The organism is Actinomadura sp. NPDC048032, from assembly GCF_040653175.1.
Taxonomy (GTDB): Bacteria; Actinomycetota; Actinomycetes; order Streptosporangiales; family Streptosporangiaceae; genus Spirillospora; species Spirillospora verrucosospora.
Genome location: NZ_JBEZJP010000132.1, coordinates 1 through 18,589 on the forward strand (window position 1 = coordinate 1; position 18,589 = coordinate 18,589).

7 protein-coding genes are annotated in these 18,589 nt (G+C 75.1%); 5 read left to right on the forward strand and 2 right to left on the reverse strand.

Going from position 1 to position 18,589, the window contains the following annotated elements; genetic code table 11:
* The 3 genes from AB0C69_RS19220 to AB0C69_RS19230 form a co-directional block, all read left to right on the forward strand.
* Positions 1-3,578: hypothetical protein (locus AB0C69_RS19220; RefSeq protein ID WP_360355150.1), on the forward strand; the 3,578-nt coding region annotated here is incomplete at its 5' end.
* Positions 3,575-8,047 carry a hypothetical protein gene (locus tag AB0C69_RS19225; protein ID WP_360355153.1) on the forward strand — a complete coding sequence of 1,491 codons (4,473 nt, stop codon included), beginning with the start codon at positions 3,575-3,577 and terminating at the stop codon, positions 8,045-8,047. The genes AB0C69_RS19220 and AB0C69_RS19225, both read left to right, overlap by 4 nt.
* On the forward strand, positions 8,044-9,852 hold the full coding sequence (locus AB0C69_RS19230; protein ID WP_360355156.1) for a hypothetical protein: 1,809 nt from the start codon (positions 8,044-8,046) through the stop codon (positions 9,850-9,852). Before AB0C69_RS19225 ends, AB0C69_RS19230 begins: the two co-directional genes overlap by 4 nt.
* Positions 9,853-9,867: 15 nt before the next feature.
* Here AB0C69_RS19230 and AB0C69_RS19235 read toward each other — a convergent pair whose 3' ends face one another.
* Positions 9,868-12,666, reverse strand: coding sequence for an AAA family ATPase (locus tag AB0C69_RS19235; RefSeq protein WP_360355159.1), 2,799 nt, complete (start codon positions 12,664-12,666; stop codon positions 9,868-9,870).
* A 237-nt stretch (positions 12,667-12,903) separates the two neighbouring features.
* Between AB0C69_RS19235 and AB0C69_RS19240 the strand changes: the two genes are divergently transcribed.
* Positions 12,904-14,679, forward strand: a complete 1,776-nt coding sequence (locus tag AB0C69_RS19240) for an ATP-dependent DNA helicase RecQ (RefSeq protein ID WP_360355161.1) — start codon at positions 12,904-12,906, stop codon at positions 14,677-14,679.
* Between the two features lie 92 nt (positions 14,680-14,771).
* Positions 14,772-16,208 carry a hypothetical protein gene (locus tag AB0C69_RS19245; protein ID WP_360355164.1) on the forward strand — a complete coding sequence of 479 codons (1,437 nt, stop codon included), beginning with the start codon at positions 14,772-14,774 and terminating at the stop codon, positions 16,206-16,208.
* Between the two features lie 257 nt (positions 16,209-16,465).
* Here the strand turns inward: AB0C69_RS19245 and AB0C69_RS19250 are convergent, their stop codons facing one another.
* The gene (locus AB0C69_RS19250) at positions 16,466-18,460 is read right to left on the reverse strand and encodes a TerD family protein (protein ID WP_360355167.1); all 1,995 of its coding nucleotides are present in this window, start codon (positions 18,458-18,460) and stop codon (positions 16,466-16,468) included.
* Between the last annotated feature and the right edge of the window lie 129 nt (positions 18,461-18,589).

Consider the following 18,589-nt stretch of genomic DNA (forward strand, 5'->3'; position numbering starts at 1 on the left):
CCGACGCTGGTCGGCGGGCTGGCCCGCGACTCCCGGCTGGTCCAGGAGGAGATCTCGACGAGCTGGCCGGCAACGCCGGGCTGCGGGCCGCCACGTCGGTGCCGATGCGCCGGCTGCTGCGGCCGCGCGGCCCCCTGGCCCGGCGCGCCGGGGCCGCGCCGGCCGCCGTGGAGCGGCTCGCGACCGGCGACACGGCCGTCCCGCCCGCCGACGTCCCCGCCGGCGGCGCCCCGTTCGAGCAGGTGACCGGGCGGCCGCTGGGAACGCTGGACGAGGCGTCCATCCGCGCCGCGATGGCCGACCCCTGGTGGGACACCGCCCACAGCGCCGCGGTCGCCGCCGCGAGCGTCCCGGCCGACGTGTCCGATGAGGTGCCGCGGACCCTCGCCACCGCCGGCGGCGACATGGTGCAGGGCCGGTTCTTCGCCGCGACGGACGACGGCCATCTGTTCGAGCGGCGCCTGGTCGAGGGCGGCTGGCTCTGGTACGACCACGGACTGCCGCCCAGCGGTCAGAAAGTGGTGTCCCCCGGGGCCGCGCTGGACTACGGCGGGCCGGTCCGCGTGCTGGTCCGCACGGCCGACGGGCGGCTGTGGGAGCGGCGCTGGGACCGGGTGCCGGGCGCCTGGGCGTGGGAGGACCGCGGGTACCCGCCGAACGGCGTCCGGAGCGATCCGCTCGCCCACGGCACCGGCGTCTACGTGATCGGCGGTGACGGCGGCCTGCACGCCTGCGACTTCGATCCGGCGACCGCCGCCTGGACGTGGCGGGCGCTCGGCAAGCCGTCCACGATCAGCCCGAAGGAGGTGGCCGTCGGGCCGCTCGCGACCCGGGGCGGCGGCTTCCTCTACGTCAGGACCAACCTCGGCGGGCTCCACGCGTGCGTCCGGCAGGGGACCGGCGCCGCGCTGTGGACCAACCTCAACGTCGGGGACGGCACCGTGCCGCTCGTCAACGGCAACCTCTCGGCCGCCTATCCCGACTACGGCGCCTTCAAGGGCATGGCGTACGCCTCCGTCGACGGGAACCTGATCATCACCCGCGGCGACCTCCGCCCGATCGCGAACGCGTGGCGCCCCTACGACGGCACGTCCGTGGTGTCCGTGGCGCGGCAGAGCGGCAAGGACTTCTCGGGCCGCCCCACGATCGGCGTGCTCGTCGCCTCCGACGCCGATCCGAACGACCTCTCGCTCTGCCGGATCGACTCCGTCGCCGACCAGTGGAACTGGAGCGGCACGCGCCTGCGCCCGCCGTCCGGCGGGCTCGCGCTCCGGCAGCCGGGCCCGGTCGCGCTGCGCCCCGGCCGCGACAGCGAGCTGTTCGCCATCGCCGCCGACGGGCGGCTGGTGTCGGTCGACCACAACGGCCAGTGGCGCGACCACGGCGCCCCCCGGGACCTGCGGGGCGCCGGCGCGCCGGCCGACGTCCCGCCGCCGGAGAACCGGTGGGCGGCCCGCGTCGGCCTGTTCTCGTCCCTGATCGTGGCGGACTTCTCCCGCGAGGGCGGCGCCGGGCACGTCCGGCACCGGGTCGCGCACGGCTTCGACGCGGAGGGACGGCTCGGCGGGTTCTCCGCCGCCCGCACCGGCCCCGACCTCGGCGGCATCGACGTGGAGGTGATGGCGGTCGCCGTGGGACGGATCACCGCGTCCGGCCCGCAGGCCATGGTGGTGCTGGGCAACGTGCTCGGCGACGTCGCCTACCAGGTCGGCTTCGACCTCGACGCCGAGGGCGTGCCCGCCCGCTGGGGCGCGCCGCGTCCCGTGCACGACCCGGTCGGCGCGTCCGTCCGGGGCGCCGACATCGCGCTCGCCGACCTGGACGGCGACGGCCGGGCCGAGCTGGTCTTCGTCTACACCTCCGGCGACAGGATCTGCTACCGGATCGGCTGGCGGATCTCCGACGACGGCGCCGTCACCGGCGGCTGGGGCGACACGGTGACGCTGCCCTACACGGTCGGCGGGCTCGGCGACGTGGCCGTGGACGTCGCCGACCTCAGCCAGGACCTGCGGCCCGACCTGGTCGTGCTGTGGACCGGCGGGAACGAGTGGGGCCGCACCGTCGCCCGGTACGGCGTCGGCCGGACGGTGAACCGCCGCGGCGCCGTCCTCGGCGGCTGGAGCGCGCCCGTCCCCGTCCCCGAGGACCGGGAGGCCGGCTGGGACCACGGCGCCGGGATCGTCGTCGCCGACTTCAGCGGCACGCGCCGGCCCGACCTGCTGGTCTACCGGGTGGGGAGCACCGCGGACGGCAACGACGCCGCCTACCGCATCGGGTTCGACCTCGACCCGGACGGGTTCGCGACCGGCTGGGGCGAGTCGCGCCCCGTCGACCGGCTGCCCGGCGCGTCCGTCCGGGGCGGCGGCGTCGCGCTCGCCGACCTGCGGCCGAGCCTCGTCGCCGACCGCGCCGCCATGGGCGACGACTTCATGAAGGCGGCGCTGCGGCACCAGCGGTACCTCGCCCCGGCGCAGGCCCTGGCGCGGGACGCGCGCGGGGAGGCCGTCCCGGTGGACGCCACGGCGGCGGCGGTCCGCGACCGGCTCAGGCCCGAGGACACGGTGCCGCCCAAGGTCCTGGACGGCCTGAGGCTCGGCGACGGGCCGCTCGCCTCGGCGATCCCCGACACCGGCGATCCACTGCGGCGGCTGCTCGCGGGCGTCGCGTTCAACGTGCCCGCCTACGAGCTGCTGCGGGGCCTGTCGCAGGAGAACGTCGTCCCCGGCCTGCCGGAGGTGGCGCCGGAGACGCTGACCGCGCTGGCCGCGAACCCGCGCTTCATCGAGGCGTTCATGGTGGGCCTGAACCACGAGACGAGCCGGGAGATGCTGTGGCGGGAGTTCCCCGCCGACCCGCGCAACACCTGGTTCCGGCAGTTCTGGGACGTGCGGAACGCGGTCTCGGCCGGCGCCCCGCTGACCGACATCCCGCCGTTCACCGACCCCGCGTGGGGCGCCGGGCCGCTCGGCGCGCACCTCACCGCCGTGGGCGGGCCGGACGAGCGGTCGCTGATCCTCGTCGTGCGCGGCGAGGTGCTGCGCCGCTACCCCGCCACCGCCGTCACGATGCGCGCGGCGACGTGGACGGCCGCCGGCCGGCGCGACGTCACCGGCCCGGACATCCCGCCGATCTTCCACGCCCGGCTGGACCCCGACCTGCTGCTGTTCGGCTTCCCGCTGACCGCCGGGCAGGCCCGGGGCGACGCCGACCCGGCCGCCGGAAGGCCGGGGTACTTCTTCCTGCTGCGCGAGCAGCCCACCGCGCCCCGCTTCGGCGTGGACGACCCGCCCGAGGACTGGGTGCCGGGGACGCCCTGGTCGGGCGCCCACTGGGACGACCTGCACTGGGGCCACCTTCCGGCGGACGCGCGGTTCCTGTCGCCGGGCGCGGCCGGGTTCGGCGGCGAGCCCCTGGACGGCGCGGTCTTCGGCCGCAACGCCGCCGACATGGCCCGCGTCGTCCTCCAGCGCCCCGCGCTCGTCGCCCGGCACGCGAGCGACCTGCTGCCACCCGACCCGCAGCCGGCCGCCCTCGCCGGAACCGCCGGAACTCTGCGAGCCCTTGGAGCCCTCCGATGACCCGACCGCTGACCGAGCAGGCCCCGGCCGCGGCGTGGACGCTGTCCACCCGGTACCCGGTGACGCTGCTGCCCGTCCGGCTGGAGACGAGGTTCGACGGCACCCGGCTGCTCGTCCGCGTCTACCCCGACCAGATCCACGTCGACTCGCACGAGGCGGAGCTGACCGCGGCGGAGCGGCGGGAAGGCCGCCGCTACTGGGAGCGCGGCGGCGAGCCGGACGCCTGGGAGGAGCTCGTCCGGTACCACGGCGCCCCCCGCGCCACCTGGATCGCCCGGGTGATGCAGCCGGACGCCACCGGGAATTTCCCCGGCCCCCTCGAACGCACCGGCACCTGGATGCGGGCACCGCGCGCCCGGGCGCTGCCCACCCGCTGGCGCTTCTTCGCCCGCTTTGCCGGGGGGCGCGGCATCGAGGCGGACTTCCCCAACGAGGTGCGGCCCGACCTGGCGGTCGGCCCCTCGCCCGTCCGGACCGGTGACGACGCCGCCCGCCCCCTCACCGACGAGGACCCTCCGGTCGACGAGGGCATGCGCTGGCTGGTCGACTTCCAGGCCGCGGTCGACGCCGGGATGGCGGCCGTCGTCGAGGGCGTCACCGAGCACGTCGCGTTCCTCGCCGTGTACGGCGTCGACGAGGGCGCCACCCCCGCGCGGGGCGCCACGATCCTGTCGGAGCTGTTGGAGGCGCAGGCCGCGACGGTCGGGCTCGGGTTCGTCCCGCCCGGCACCCCGACCAACAACACCGAGACCGTGCCCAGCGGCTACGCGCCCCGGTCGCGCGAGGCGGCGCTCTCGGCGCGGGTGACCGGGGCGCCCGCGACGGCGGCCCGCCCGGAGACCGCGGCGGCCCTGCTCGCGGACACGCTGGGCCTCCCGCTCGCCCACCGGGACGGCGACGTCCTGGAGCGGACGCGGCGCGGGCCCGTCCCGTCCGGGGCGGCCACCGCGCTCGGCCGCGCCCCGAACGGCGCCGACGACCTGCGCCGTCCCGGTGCGGCGGTGCGGCGGCTGCTCTGGCCGGTCGGGCTCGACTACCTCGTCCGCCACCTGGCGGACGGCGCGGAGGCGGGCTGGACCGCCGACCTGCCCGCCGTCCGCTCTCACTTCGTCTCCCACGTCCACCCCGACGGGCCGCTGCCCGCGCTGCGCGTCGGCGCCCAGGTCTACGGGGTGCTGCCGGTCGCGTCGATGGCCCGGTGGAAGTCCGGCGGCGCGGGGGAGGCCAGGGCGGTCGACCTGCTCGTCCGGCTGATGAACCGGGTGTGGTCGCGGTCGCCGGTGCCGCGGATCCGCCCCGGCCTCGCCGACCCCGACGGCGTCATGCTCGACATCCTCGCCACCGACGCGCTCCCGCGCGAGATGCGGGTGCGCGGCATGCTCGGCAACGAGTACGTCGCCTGGCTGTGGCGATTCGCGCGCCTGGAGCTCGGCGGCGACTGGCGCGAGCAGGTGGCCGGGCCGACCCGGCGGCTGCTCGCCGACCTCGGGCTCGCGACCGGCGACGACCCGCGGCTGGCCCTGGCGGTCTTCGCCGACAAGTCGATCCGGCTCGGCACGCCGGTGGCGGGCGCCGACGCGGCGGCGATCCGGGCGTACCTCACGGAACTGGCCGCGCCGGGGCTGCGCGCCGACGAGGTCCCCGTGCCGTCCGGACCGGCGCCGCTCTTCCAGCGGCTGCTGCGCGCGGCGCTGCTGGGCGAGCACTCCAACGCGGCCGGGCTGATCGAGGGCGTCGGGCAGGTCCCCGACCCCGAGCTGGTGGACGTCTTCCCCCGCGAGGTCACCTCGACGCTCGCGCGGCGCCTCGCGCTGCCGCTGCCCGGCGGCGGCGCCGACCCGGCCCTGACGGTCGGCGACTACCTCGCCGCCGCGCAGCGGCCCGGCGACGAGCGGCACGCGGCCGTCACCGCCGGGATCAGAGAGTTCCGCGACGCGCTGGACCGGCTCGTGGACCTCCGGGTCGACCCGGAGCGCCTGGAGCGCGAGGTGGCGGGAACCCTGGCCCTGACCGCCCACCGGCTGGACGCCTGGATCACCTCGTTCCCGGCGCGCCGGCTGGAACGGCTCGTCCGGGAGCGTCCCGCCGGAGACGCCGCCGGGACGCACATCGGCGGCTACGGATGGGTCTGCGACCTGGCGCCGCCCTCCGTGGGCCGAGAGGAGGTCCCGCTGCCCGACGGCGTCCCGGAGGGGCCGCTCCACCCGGCCCCGGACGGCGCCGGGCACGTGCACGCGCCGACGCTCGGCCAGGCGGTCACCGCGGCGGTGCTGCGCAGCGGCTGGCGCTCCCACGACGTCGCGGACGCGCAGCCGGACGATGATCCCGCAGGGCGCGACGAGCAGGGGAATCCGCTGGCCGTCGACCTGACCTCACGGCGGGTGCGGCTGGCCGAGCAGCTGGTCGCGGGCGTCCGCGCCGGGCAGCCTCTCGGTCTGCTGCTCGGCTACCGGTTCGAACGCGGCCTGCACGAGCACCCGGACGGGCCCCTCGACCAGCATCTGCCGCTGTTCCGGGCCGCCGCGCCCGTCCGCGCGCACACCGTCACGCCGGAGGGGACCGCGGAACCGGCCGTGGAGTCGACCGCGGTGACCGACGGGCTGGAGCTTCACCGGCTGTACCGCGCGGGCGACCTGGAGGCGGATCTCGCGTCGCTCCCGCCCGGCGACCGGACGGCGGTCGAGGACGTCCTCGCCGACGTCGCGGACGCCGTCGACGCGGTCGGGGACGCGCTGCTCGCCGAGGGCGTCCACCAGATCGCCCAGGGCAACGCCACGCGGGCAGCCGCCGCCCTCGACGCCTCCGCGCACGGCGCGAGCACCCCGCCGGAGCTCCAGTTCTGCCGCACGGCCGACAGCGGCGCGGCGGTCACCCACCGGGTGCTCCTGCTGTTCAACCACGACGCCCGGTTCGACAAGCTCCGCTGGGGCGCCGCCGTGGGCGAGCAGCCGCGGGTCGTCGCCGCGGCCCCCGCCGACGTCCTCGCCACCGCGCTGCTGCCGCCGAACTGGCGGGTCAAGTGGCGCAACACCTGGCGCTCGCCGGACGGGACGCGCACCGCCGTCCAGCCGCCGCTGAGCCTCGACTACCTGCAGATCCCCGCCGTCGACCACGTCGCCGCCCCGGTCCGGGGCGCCGCCCCGGACGCCGGCGCCGAACTGGAGCGACGGATCGAGGCGGCCGCCTGGCCGCGCCGGGACGCCTCGAAGATCGGCGAGGACTGGACGCTGGAGCCGGGCTTCGAGCGCGACCCCGCCTGGCCGTACGACCAGGTGTCGCTCGCCGAGTTCCTGGAGGCGGCCTCGGCGGTGCGGCGGCTGCTCACGCAGTCGCGGCAGGTGGAGGCCGCCGACCTCGATGGGCCCGGGTCCGCCGCCGAGAGCGGGTTCGACCAGGCGACGCGCAACCGCGCCGACTTCGCCTGGCAGCTCGCCGGCACGGCCATCGCCGGCCTCGCCGGGCCGGCCGCCGCGGCGGTGCGCCCGGCCCTGCGGACCGCCGCCGGGTTCGGCGTGCTCGGCGCGGTGGCCCCGCCGCCGAGGTCCGGCACCGAGCAGCAGGTGCTGGAGCAGGCCGCGTCCGCGCGGGCCGAGCTCCGGCAGCGCCGGCTGGCGCACTGCCGGCTGGTCGCCGAGTTCCGGGGACGCCCGCTGACCTGCACCGCCGAGACGTGCGGCTGCGCCATCGCCGACTTCGACGTCCCGGCGGCCGGCCCCGCCCGGCGCCGCGAGTTCCAGACCGCCCGGCTCCGGACGCTGTTCGGCCAGGACCTGCCCGTCCTGCAGTCGGTCACCCTGCCCGCCCCGGGCCCGCTCGCCGCCGCCCTCGCGGCCGGGAACGAGCTGGAGGGCGGGGCGGCGCACGACGTCCGGCGCTGGCTGGCCAAGTACGCCCGGGTGCGGCCGAAGCTGGCGAACCTCCAGAAGGTCCTCACCTACACCGAGGCGCTGACCGGCGCCGGCGCGGCGACCGTCCCCGCCACTCCGCGCGCCGTCCAGCTCCCCGGGAAGCCGGGCGAGCGGTGGGCCGGGGAGAGCCCCCCGGACGGCGACGTCGTGTCCATGGCGGTGATCACGGTCGGGGACCTCGACCTCACCCGGCCCGTCTCCGGCCTCGTCGTGGACGAGTGGACCGAGGTCGTCCCGGCCGCCCGGCGGACGACCGGGCTGGCCTTCGAGCACGACGCGCCCGGCGCCGCCGCGCCGCAGGCCGTGCTGGTCGCCGTGCCCGCCGACGACGCGCCCACCTGGGGCCCCGACGCCGTCCTCCAGGCGCTGAACTGGGCCTTCATCCTGACCACGACCCGCGCCGCCGACCTCGACTCGCTCGGCGACATCGGGCAGATCCTGCCCGCCGCCCACTTCCCGGTGAACATGGCCGAGCCGGGCACCTCGACCGACTTCGTCCCGGACGCCGCGGCCCCGGACGGCCCCGCCGCCGCGCCGGCCACCACGGAGGGAACGCGATGACCGTCTCCGACACCCGGGCCGCCGCGGAGCCCGCCGAGCCCGAGCACGTCCCGTCCATCACCACCTGGAGCCGGCTGGAACCGCGCACCCGCGCGGAGGACCTCAGCCCGGCGCTGGAGGCCCGCACCGCCGACCCGCTCTGGCTCCTCGCCCGGCAGTGGCAGCTCGGGGAGTTCCAGGGCGAGGACGCGGGGACCCCCGTGCTGGCCAGGCTCGACGTCGAGTCCGCCCGGTTCGCCGAGGTCCGGTACGGACCCTCGGGCGGGCCGGCGGCGCCGCTGCCCGCCGGCCGCCCGCTGGAGTCGGCCGTCGAGGCCGAGGACGCCGCCGGGGCCCACGACCTGCGCTGGGCCGCCGAGACCGGGCAGGAACTGCTCCGCTTCCTCGCCGAGCACGGCGCCGGCGCGCTGCGGGCGGCGGTCGTCGCCCGCTACCCGATCCCGAGCCCGCCGCCCGCCGGTCCGTCCGAAGCCGACGAGACGACGGCCGGCTACCTGCGGATCATGGCGGGGCGCGCGCCCCACGGCACGGACGTGCTGCGCGACCACGCCAGGGGCCGGTTCCCGGGGACGGTGCCGGTCCCGCCCGAGCTGTCGGCGGCCGTCGCCGCCGCCGTCGCGGGCTGGCTGGCCTGGCTCCAGGCGGGGGAGGGCCCCGCGCCCGACGGCTTCCTTCCGCTGGTCGACACACCGGGCGCAGGCGCCCGCGCCTGGCAGCGCGAACGGCTGGAGTACGCCTTCGCGGCCGCCGCCTCCGACTCCGTCGGCGAGACGGTGCTGACCGCGCCCGAGTACGACGGCGACCGGCTCGACTGGTACCAGCTCGACCACGACCCGGACGCCGCGCTCGGCGCCCCGTCCGATGCCGCGTCCGATTCGGAGCGCCGCACCCTCGTCGTCGTCCCGACCGTGGCCGCCTACCCCGGCATGCCCGCGACGCGGTTCTGGGAGATGGAGGACGCCGACGTCAACCTCGGCCGGATCGGCGCGGGCACCACCGACCTCGCCCGGATGGTCCTGCTGGAGTACGCGACCGTGTACGCCAACGACCACTTCGTCGTCCCGGTGGAGGTGCCGAGCGGATCGGTCACCCGCGTCCGCTCGCTCGTGGTGACCGACAGCTTCGGCGTCCGCACCCTCGTCCCCCCGGTGGCCTACGGCGCCGCCGACGCCGGGCGCGGCTGGGGGCTGTTCCGGCCCGCGTCCGCGCGCGGCGGGCCGCCGGCGCCCCTGCTCGTCCTGCCGCCCACCACGTTCTCGACGCAGAGTTCGGCGCCCGTCGAGGACGTCCGGTTCCTGCGCGACGAGACCGCCAACCTCGCCTGGGCGATCGAGCGGACCGTCACCGGCGCCACCGGCGAGCCGATCGACCGGGACGGCCAGGTCCCGCGCGCCGGGGTCCCGCCGCGCGCCGAGGTCCCCGGCCTGCCCGAGCTCACCTACACCTTCGCCACCACCGTGCCGGAGAACTGGGTGCCGCTCGTCCCGGCCCCGGCCGACGGGCGGCCGGACGGCATCCGGCTGCGCCGCGTCCCCCTCCAGCAGCCCACCAGGGACGGGACGCCGGTGCCGGTGATCGGGCACAGCCGCGTCCTCGACTGGACGATGGAGAACGACACCGGGCGGGTGGCGAGACTGGAGATCCCCGAGGAGGAGGTCGGCCGCGCCGGGACCCGCGTCGTGCGGGAATGGCGCCTCGCGCGCTGGACCGACGGCTCGGTGCACCTGTGGCTGGCCCGCGCCAAGCGCACCGGAGGCGGCACCGCCTCCAGCGGCCTGCGCTACGACGCCGTCGGCCCGCGCTGACCCGCCCCGCCCGCGTCACTCGGAACTCGACAACGCGGGACCGGACAGCACCCGGGCGGCGAGCTCGGTGCGGCTGCGGACGCTCATCTTGGCGAAGACGCGCTTCAGGTGCGTCTCCACCGTGTACCGGGAGATGAACTCCCGCTCGGCGATCTGCGGGTTGGTGAGGCCCTCGGCGATGAGCGCGGCGATCTTCCGCTCCGTCGGGGTCAGCGCCTGCCAGCCGTGCGCGGGACGGTCCGGGCGCCGCCGCCGCGCCCCCGGCCGCACGCCGAGCCCGCGGAGCGCGGCGGCGGCGCGGGCCGCGTCCCGCCGCGCGCCCAGCGGTTCGTAGCGTTCCAACGCCTCGGCGAGCATCCGCCGCGCGTCCGCCGCCCGGCCGTCGCGGGCCAGCGCCACCGCGGCGCTCTCGGCGGCCAGCCCGTGCTCGAAGCCGCGGGACCCGCCCCGGTACGCCTCGACCGACGCCACCAGCGCGCCGGTGTCCCCGCGGGCCAGGCCGGCGCAGTGCAGGCCGAGGCCCTCGGCGGTGGGGGTGCCGGCGCGCCCGGCGTACGCCGCGGCCTCCTCGGCGACCGCCGCGGCCGTCCCCGCGTCGCCGGCCGCCACCGCGAGCCGCACCGCGTCCACGGCGGGCAGCCGGTTGCCGAGCATCCGGCAGCCGTCCAGCGCCCGCCACGCCCGCGCCGCCGTCCGCGCCGCCGCGTCCCCCTCGCCCCCGGCCTCCAGTAGCAGGGCCTCGATCCACAGCGCCCAGCCCCGGCCGGTCGCGAACTCGGGGGCGTCCGGCCCGTCCAGCACCCGCCGCGTCTCCGCCGCCATCCGCCCGGCCGTCCGGAGGTCGTCGCGGGCCAGCGCGATCCGCCCGATCACGGTCTCGGCGAAGAACAGCCAGCGGGTGCCGATCTCCTCGTCCAGGACGAGCCCGGACTCCGCCTGCGACAGGGCCGACTCCCAGTCGCCGAAATGGAAGCCGCCGAGCGCCCGCACGCCCGGGAAGTACGGCCGGAACGTCAGCGCGCCGACCTCCTCCACCAGCGCGTGGCCGCGCTGCAGCACGCGCTCGGCCTCGGCGGGCCGGTCGGCGTCCAGCAGCACGAACCCGACCGGGACGTGCGGGAACAGGAACGCCCCCGGCGCCGGACGCGAATGGCCGACGGCCGCGAGCCCCCGCTCGCCCAGCTCCAGCGCGTTCCGCAGGTCGCCCGCCGCGGCCAGCGCGAGGCTCAGCGTGGTCAGCGCGGCGCCGAGCGCCTGCTCGTACTCGCGGCCCCGGGCCCGCTCCCGGACGTCCTCCGCGCGGCGCCGGCCGGCCCCCACGTCCCCGGCGTAGATGAGCGCGTACGCGGCCCGCGCGTCGAACAGCGCCCGCAGCGGACCCGCGGGCAGCAGCCCGGCGATGGACTCGAAGGCGCGCGCGGCCTCCGCCCAGCGGCCCTGCCGCGAGAGCGCGCGGGCCTGGCCGCTGCGCAGCCTGATCTCGTCCTCCGCGGCGAGGCGCCCGTCCGGGATGGCCGCCGCGACCTCCCGCGCCTCCGCGAACCGGCCTTCGAGGGCCAGCAGCGGCACCAGGTCGGCGCGCACCGCGGCGGCGCGCTCCTCGTCCCCGCCCGCCAGTTCCAGGCCCCGCTCCAGGTGCCGGACCGCCATCCCCACCGAGTAGGCGGAGACCTCCTCGGCGGCCCTGCGCAGCCAGGCGACGGCCTGCGGGTCGCCCGGCTCGGCGCCCTCCGCCAGATGCGCGGCGACCTGCGCGGTGGGACCGCCCGCCGCGGCGAGCGCCTGCCCCGCCTCGTGGTGCAGCCTGCGCCGGATCGCCGACGGCAGGCTCTCGTACAGCGCCTCCCGCATCATCGGATGGCGGAACGCGAGCGCGTCCCCGCGCTCCCCGATCAGCCCGTGCGCCACGGCGTCGTTGAGCTGCGGCAGCAGCCCCGCCAGCGGCCTGCCCAGCACGGCGGCCAGCTCGCCCGGCGCGAACGACGCCCCGAGCACCGACGCCACCTGCAGCAGCTCCGCCGTCGCCCTCGGCAGGTGCCCGAAGCGCCGCACGAGGATCTCCCGCAGCCCCGGCGGCAGCGGCCCGTCGGCGACGTCCGCGACACCGTCCCGCACCGTCAGGGACGCCTCGTGCTGGAGGGCGCGCAGGAGCTGGACGGCGAACAGGGGGTTGCCGCCCGCGGCGGCCAGCCGCCGCCGCAGCGCCGCCGACGGCCGCGCCCCGAGCAGCCGTTCGCCCAGCGCCCCCACCGCCTCCTCGCCGAGGCCGTCCAGCCTGAGGACGTCCGCGCCCCGCGAGGTCACCCGGTCCAGCAGGGCCGCCAGCTCCGGGCTCCGCGGGTACCCCCGGAAGGTGCCGACGAGCAGCAGCGGCAGCGCGCCGAGATGCCGGACGACGGCGTCGAACGCCCGGAGCGTCTCCCGATCGGCCCAGTGCAGGTCCTCCAGGGCGAACACCACGGGCCCGCGCGCGGCGAGCCGCTCCAGCCCGGCCAGCAGCCCCTCGATCACCTGCAGGCCCCGCAGCCCCTTCTCCGCCGGCGCGCCGGCCGGCGAGAGCAGGCCCTCATCGTCCAGCGCGGCGGCGAGCGTGCCGAACGGCCGGCTCCCGCCCATCGCGTCGGCCGTCCCCGACAGCGTCCGCGCCCCCTGCCGTCGGGCCCGGTCGAGCAGCGCCTCCAGCAGATGCGTCTTGCCGATCCCGGGCTCACCCTCGATGAAGACGATCTGCCGAGCGCCCTCGGCGCTGCGCCCCAGTAACTCGATCAGCCTGCCGAACTCGGCATCGCGTCCGATGAGCGAAGGCTCCTGCACGGCCACCTCTTAGCAACCCACCACAAACCGAACTCCAGTCGGAGTGATCGTGCCCGGCTTCCCCTGCCCGCGAGCCCTCCTGGCCGATCCCGGACGGAAGGCGCGAAGGGCTGCCGGCGGGCGTTACCGCAGTGCAATGCCGCCGGACGTTTCCGCGGGCGCCGTTGAGAAAGATCTCTGCGTGTTTCGTCGCTTTCGTCGGGTCGGCGGCGGGGGCACGGGCGCGAGGAGGACCGAATGGGCATGCGGGACGTCTGGGGCCGGATGGGCAGGCGCCGCCGGCTGCGCCGGGTCGCCAGGGAGGTCTTCGGCTGGCCGGACCTGCGCCCGGGCCAGGGCGAGGCGATGGAGCACCTGCTGCGGGGCCGCGACGTCCTGCTGGTCATGCCGACCGGCGGCGGCAAGTCGGCCGTCTACCAGGTCCCCGCCCAGCTGCTCCCCGGGCCGACGGTCGTGATCTCGCCCCTGATCGCCCTGCAGCGGGACCAGATGCTCGCGCTGACCGGCCGCGACGCCGGCGGCGCCGTGATGGTCAACTCCGCCCAGTCCGACGGGGCGAGCGAGGACGCCATGGACCAGATCCGGGCGGGCCGGGCGGAGTACATCTTCCTGTCGCCCGAGCAGCTCGCCAAGCCGTCGGTCGTGGAGCGGCTCGCCGCCGTGCACCCCTCGCTGATAGCCGTCGACGAGGCGCACTGCGTCTCCACGTGGGGCCACGACTTCCGGCCGGACTACCAGCGGCTCGGCCGGGTGATCGAGCGTCTCGGCCACCCCCCGGTGATCGCGCTGACCGCGACCGCCTCGCCGCCGGTCCGCGACGACGTCCTCGCGACGCTCGGGCTGGCGGAGGCACGGCAGATCGTCCGCGGCTTCGACCGTCCCAACCTGTCCCTGGAGGTGCGGCGGTTCCACGAGGAGGCGGACAAGAGGAAGGCACTGGTCGAGGACGCCGCCGGACGAAAGGGACTGGGCCTCGTCTACGTCGCCACCCGGCGGGACGCCGAGTCCTACGGCGAGGAACTGACCGCGGCGGGCCTGCGCGCGGCCTCCTACCACGCCGGGATGAAGGCGGCGGACCGCCACCGGGTGCACGAGGCGTTCCAGGGCGACGAGCTCGACGTCGTGGTGGCCACCTCGGCGTTCGGCATGGGAATCGACAAGCCCGACGTCCGCTACGTGCTGCACTCCGCCCCGCCCGAGTCCCCGGAGTCGTACTACCAGGAGATCGGCCGCGCCGGCCGGGACGGGGAGCCCGCTGCGGCCGTCCTGTACTACCGGTCGCAGGACCTCGGGCTGCGCCGCTTCTTCGCCGCGGGCAAGCCCGACGAGGAGAAGCTGCTCCAGACCGCGACGCTCCTCCAGACCCACGGCGGCACCGTCCCGGCAAGCGAGATGCGCACCACCCTGGGCGTCGGCGCATCCAAGCTCACCAGCCTGGTCAACCTGCTGGAACAGACCGGAGCCGTGGAGACGACCGGCCGCGGAAACCTGCGATACGCCCAGCAGGGCCCGCCGCCCGAAGAGGCCGTGGCACGTGCCGTGGAACTCGACGAGAACCGCCGCCGCGTCGACGACTCACGCATCGACATGATGCGCGCCTACGCGGAGACGACAGACTGCCGCCGCCGTTTCCTCCTGGAATACTTAGGCGAACCCCACCCAGGCTCTTGCGCAAGTTGCGACATCTGCCAAGCCGGGCCAGCCACATCGCCAACCCATACCGCCGAACCGGCCACACCACCGAACAATGCCGACGACGCCCCATTCCCCCTACACGCCGAGGTCCAGCACGCCGCATGGGGCACCGGAACGGTAATGCGGGTGGAACCCGACCGCATCACCGTCCTCTTCGAGGAAGCCGGCTACCGCACGCTCTCCCTAGAGGCGCTCCAACGAGACAACGACCTCCTAACCCTCCGCCCCGACACACCCCGACGCGGACGAGCCCGCCAACGCAAACCCCGAAACAAGGCCGCCGCAGGCACCAAGAAATCCACCACCGGCGTCTCCTAAGGGTTCGTGCCAAGGGCGCTGGGTGAGTGCGGCGGTGTGGGCTTACATGCGATGGTTCGTACCCAAGTTGATCAGCGCTCGGGTGGAGGGGCATGAAGCCGAGAGAGCCGGTGGCCGCGGCGGCGTTCGGTGTGTTGCTGGATCAATCGTTGGCGCGGATCGAGGCGGTGGCCGCCGACGGCCGGAATTTCGATCGGGAAGCGGTCCGCTGGATGTCGGACGTGTGGGACAACAACACCTTTCCGCTGTTCCGTGTTGCGGTGGCCCGTACCCCGTGGGGCCGTGAGCGGCGGGCGCGGGTCGCGCTGACCTGGATGGCCGACTTCGGGGCGGAACGGCGGGCGTGGATGGTGCGGCAGGCCGGTTCGGCCGGGCATCGGCTGGAGCCGCTGCTGCCGGCGCCGGAGGCCGTGCCCGGCCGGGATTACCGGGGTGTGGTGAGGCCCCGGCGGATCCCGCTGACCGCGGACATGGCGGCGGGACTGGCCGCCGACTATGACCTGACCGGCGCGCAGGTGCGGACCTTTCAGGTGGAACGGGCCGGTGACAGGCTGGTCGGCTTCGTGGAGGTCGTGGCCGGACGACGATTCCCCGTCGGCTCTGATGACGTCGACCCGGCTGAGCTGGAGATGTGGTTGGACGCTGTCACCGAGGCGCGTTTCGACTCCGGGGACAGGGCCCCGGTCACTGTGTGCGCAGGGCCTGATGGAATTGTTGTCGGCCTCGGTGGCGGCGGTCTCATCGGTGCGAAGAGCGGATCGGTGTACTGCGACGATCCGTACTGGCACCTGTCGGGTGCCGGGCTGGCCGCTGACCGCAGGACTCCGCCCCATGGCGAGCACCCTGCGCACCCCGCTCCGTTGCGACGGCCCGAGCGGTTGGACGGTGCGGCGCTGGCGGCGGCGACATTGCTGCGCGGCGTCATGTGGGAGATCCGTATGGTGCGCTACGTCGGCGAGGTCGGCGCGGTGCCGATCGCGCCGTTGTGCCGGGCATTCGCCGGGGCGGGCACGCAGATCCTGGCGGCGGGCCGCCGCCACGGCGCTCGACGCCGCGAGGAGGCGTTCCGCCGGCTGGTCGAGGAGTGGCTGGACTGCGCCGGCCCTGCACTTCACCACCGGCTCTGGCGATGGTTGGGGCGAGCCGCCGACGAGCCGCACATCGATGAGAGCACCCGGTCGTGGCTCGCGGCCCTGGCGCCACAGCGGCCGCGGTCCTCGAAAACCGGGAGCACGCCCGGCCTCGAACCGTTCTCGCAGGCCGAACTGCGGCTGGCCTCCTACACCGCGCCGCACCAGGAGCGGGAGGCGTCCACCGTCCTCAACCTGGCCGTGCCGCTTCATCCCGAGGCCGCCCCGGACGAACCTTGGACGTTGCGCACGCTGAAGATCGGAAACACTGGCCGGTTCCGCCTCCACACCACCGCCTTCGACGGCCCCCACCGCCCGGAAGCGATCATCGACCAGGACGTGGTGCACTCCTTCGCCCTGCCCGACGACGCCCTCACCGTACGACGCGCGGACCGTTGAAAACGGCGTGTGAAGAACGAGCCGGACGAGAGAACGGTCAGTGGGTCGGTTCCTGCTTGATCCGCTCTATCAGGCCGGCGAACTGGGCGGCGGGAGGGTGAGGTGGCCGCGTCCGGATCCCTGCTGTCCCGCAATCCGATCCCGGTACCTGGCGCAAGTCGTCCCAGTTCAACGCAGACGTCATCAGCTTTCCGCGGCCGCTCCGTGGGAGGGTTTGTGGACCGCTGGGATCGAACCAGTGCGCGGAGGCTTAAGGATCAACCGGTGGGCCTGGCCTCGGCACCCGTGGCCTCCAGTTTGAGGACTTGGAGTATCTCTTGGTTGAAGCGGTCCATGGCGGTGTCAATGCTGCGGACGAAGCCGGTCTCTTCGGTGCCGCGTTTGGTGCCCATGCCGGTGGCGAGGGTCAGACGGAAAGAGTCGATCTGCTTCCCGCCTTCGGGGAGGAGCAGACCCGGCTCGGGAAACAGGTTCTTCAAAGGGTCGCAGGGGCCGGTCTTGTGTCCAGGAATGAGCGCCTCGACGCGAAGCTCGGGTGGGGCGTCGTTCAGCTGGCGTAGTAGCCACTGGACCCGAGTGAGAGGGCGGGCGCGTTCGGCCGCGGGGATCTCGACGGTGGTCTCGATCTGGCCGGTGCGCAGGTCGGCTTCAAGCAAGACCGGGCCGCCGGCGTTTGGAATGCGAATCTCGGCGCTCATTCGTCCGGTTTCCACCAGTGAGGTGACGGTCTGCAGGCGGCGGACCGAGGCGTCGCCGTCGCGTCGTTTGCGCAGGACCGGAGCTATGGCCAGACCAGTCTGGCCGCTGAGCCGCAGACACAGTTGCCGGATCAGTTTCTCCCAGCTTTCGGCGACCTGCATCGCGCGCCGATCACCGAGCCGCAGGGTGCCCGCATTCACGGCGTTGCGGACGGGGACCCAGGCGGTGCCCATGTCGCGGAAGCCCTGGCAGCCGGCCGGATCCTGGCGAAGGTAGTGCAGCAGTTCGCTGAGCAGCCAAGCGTGGACGGGGGTGGCCACGCCGTCGTGGAGGCAGAGCATCTCGGCCTCGTGCGCGACCTCGGCCCACGAGACGTGTCGGAGCGCGACCTTGCGCAGCAGCTTCTTGTCGACCTTGAGAGGATGCTCGTTGTCCAGGGCCAGATCGTTGGACAGGGTGATCACCGTCTCGTAGCCATGTCGGGCCGCGACCTCCAAGTAGGCCTCGACCTGGTCGGCCTTGAGGGGGTTGCCCCCGGTCTTGGTCTCGATCAGCGCGGTCCAGATGCGACCGGCACGTGCCACGCGCAGGACGCCGTCGGGGCGGACCCGTGTGTCGCCGTGCTTGAAGGAGGCTTCGGCGAAGGTCTGGATGGTGCCGGCGGGGGCGTTGAAGCGGGCGGTGAGGCGGCGGCCGAACTCGGGTACCTGCGCCATCACTGCCAGCAGCGTTGCGGTGGCCCGCGTCTCGCGCTCCTGATCGTTGCGGAGACCGGTGACGGGGAACAGGCGGGCTTGCTGCCAGGAAGGGTGCTCGGCGAGGTTGATCTTGGCGGCCTTGGGGACGGTGGTCTTCTTCTTCGCGGTACGCACCTGCTTGGGGCGCTGCTCGGTCTTGATCGACACTTCCGCGACGGGGGCTGCCACGTCTACTGCGGCAGGAGCAGGAGTTTCCGTCTGATCGGTGCCGGGTGCGCCGTCCGGTTGGGACGGTGCATGAGCCGTCTCTTCCTCGTCGCTGTCGTCGACGTTGATGCCGAAGTCGGCGGCCAGACCCGCAAGTCCGGATTCATACCCTTGGCCGACGGCCCGGAACTTCCAACCCTCGCCTCGACGGTACAGCTCACCGAAAATGAACGCGGTCTCGGTGTCGGCATCCTTGATGTCGAAGGCCAGCAAAGCCTCTCCGGTGCTGTCGGAGACGGCCAAACGTAGATCTTCCAGCGCTCCGAATGTCGCTCCGGCATAGCGGCTGGCAGCGATCACCACACGATGAACCTCGGGGCGCAGAGTGGTCAGGTCGGCCAGAATGCGATCTTCGCTGCCAGTGGCGGTCGGAGCTTTGCCTAGCAACCTCACCGACTCGTCTGCGGTGGCGGGTTGGTTGTAGAAGACGAAGTCGGTGTCGCTGCTGACCTTGCCATCGGCGCCGACCAACAGCACCGAGACATCGGCTTCCCCTGCACCAGAAGGATCGGTCCAGCTCAACGCCACGGTCAGGGGCCCCGCCGCTGTGGTCGGGCCGGGCAGGTCGATGTTGGCGCCCTTGGTCATCTGCTGCACTACTCGGCTCCTCGACTCGTTTCCTATGTGTCGGAGCTCCTTCCGGAGGGACGGACGGGCGTCACGGCAGCCTGTACCCGACCCTCGGCGAATATGCGGAGGGGTCATGTGGTTATCGCC

Bases quoted from the DNA above. Each gene is read 5' to 3' on its own strand.
- AB0C69_RS19225 (WP_360355153.1), top strand. From the start codon at position 3,575: ATGACCCGACCGCTGACCGAGCAGGCCCCGGCCGCGGCGTGGACGCTG.
- AB0C69_RS19230 (WP_360355156.1), top strand. From the start codon at position 8,044: ATGACCGTCTCCGACACCCGGGCCGCCGCGGAGCCCGCCGAGCCCGAG.
- AB0C69_RS19240 (WP_360355161.1), top strand. From the start codon at position 12,904: ATGGGCATGCGGGACGTCTGGGGCCGGATGGGCAGGCGCCGCCGGCTG.
- AB0C69_RS19245 (WP_360355164.1), top strand. From the start codon at position 14,772: ATGAAGCCGAGAGAGCCGGTGGCCGCGGCGGCGTTCGGTGTGTTGCTG.
- AB0C69_RS19250 (WP_360355167.1), bottom strand. From the start codon at position 18,460: ATGACCAAGGGCGCCAACATCGACCTGCCCGGCCCGACCACAGCGGCG.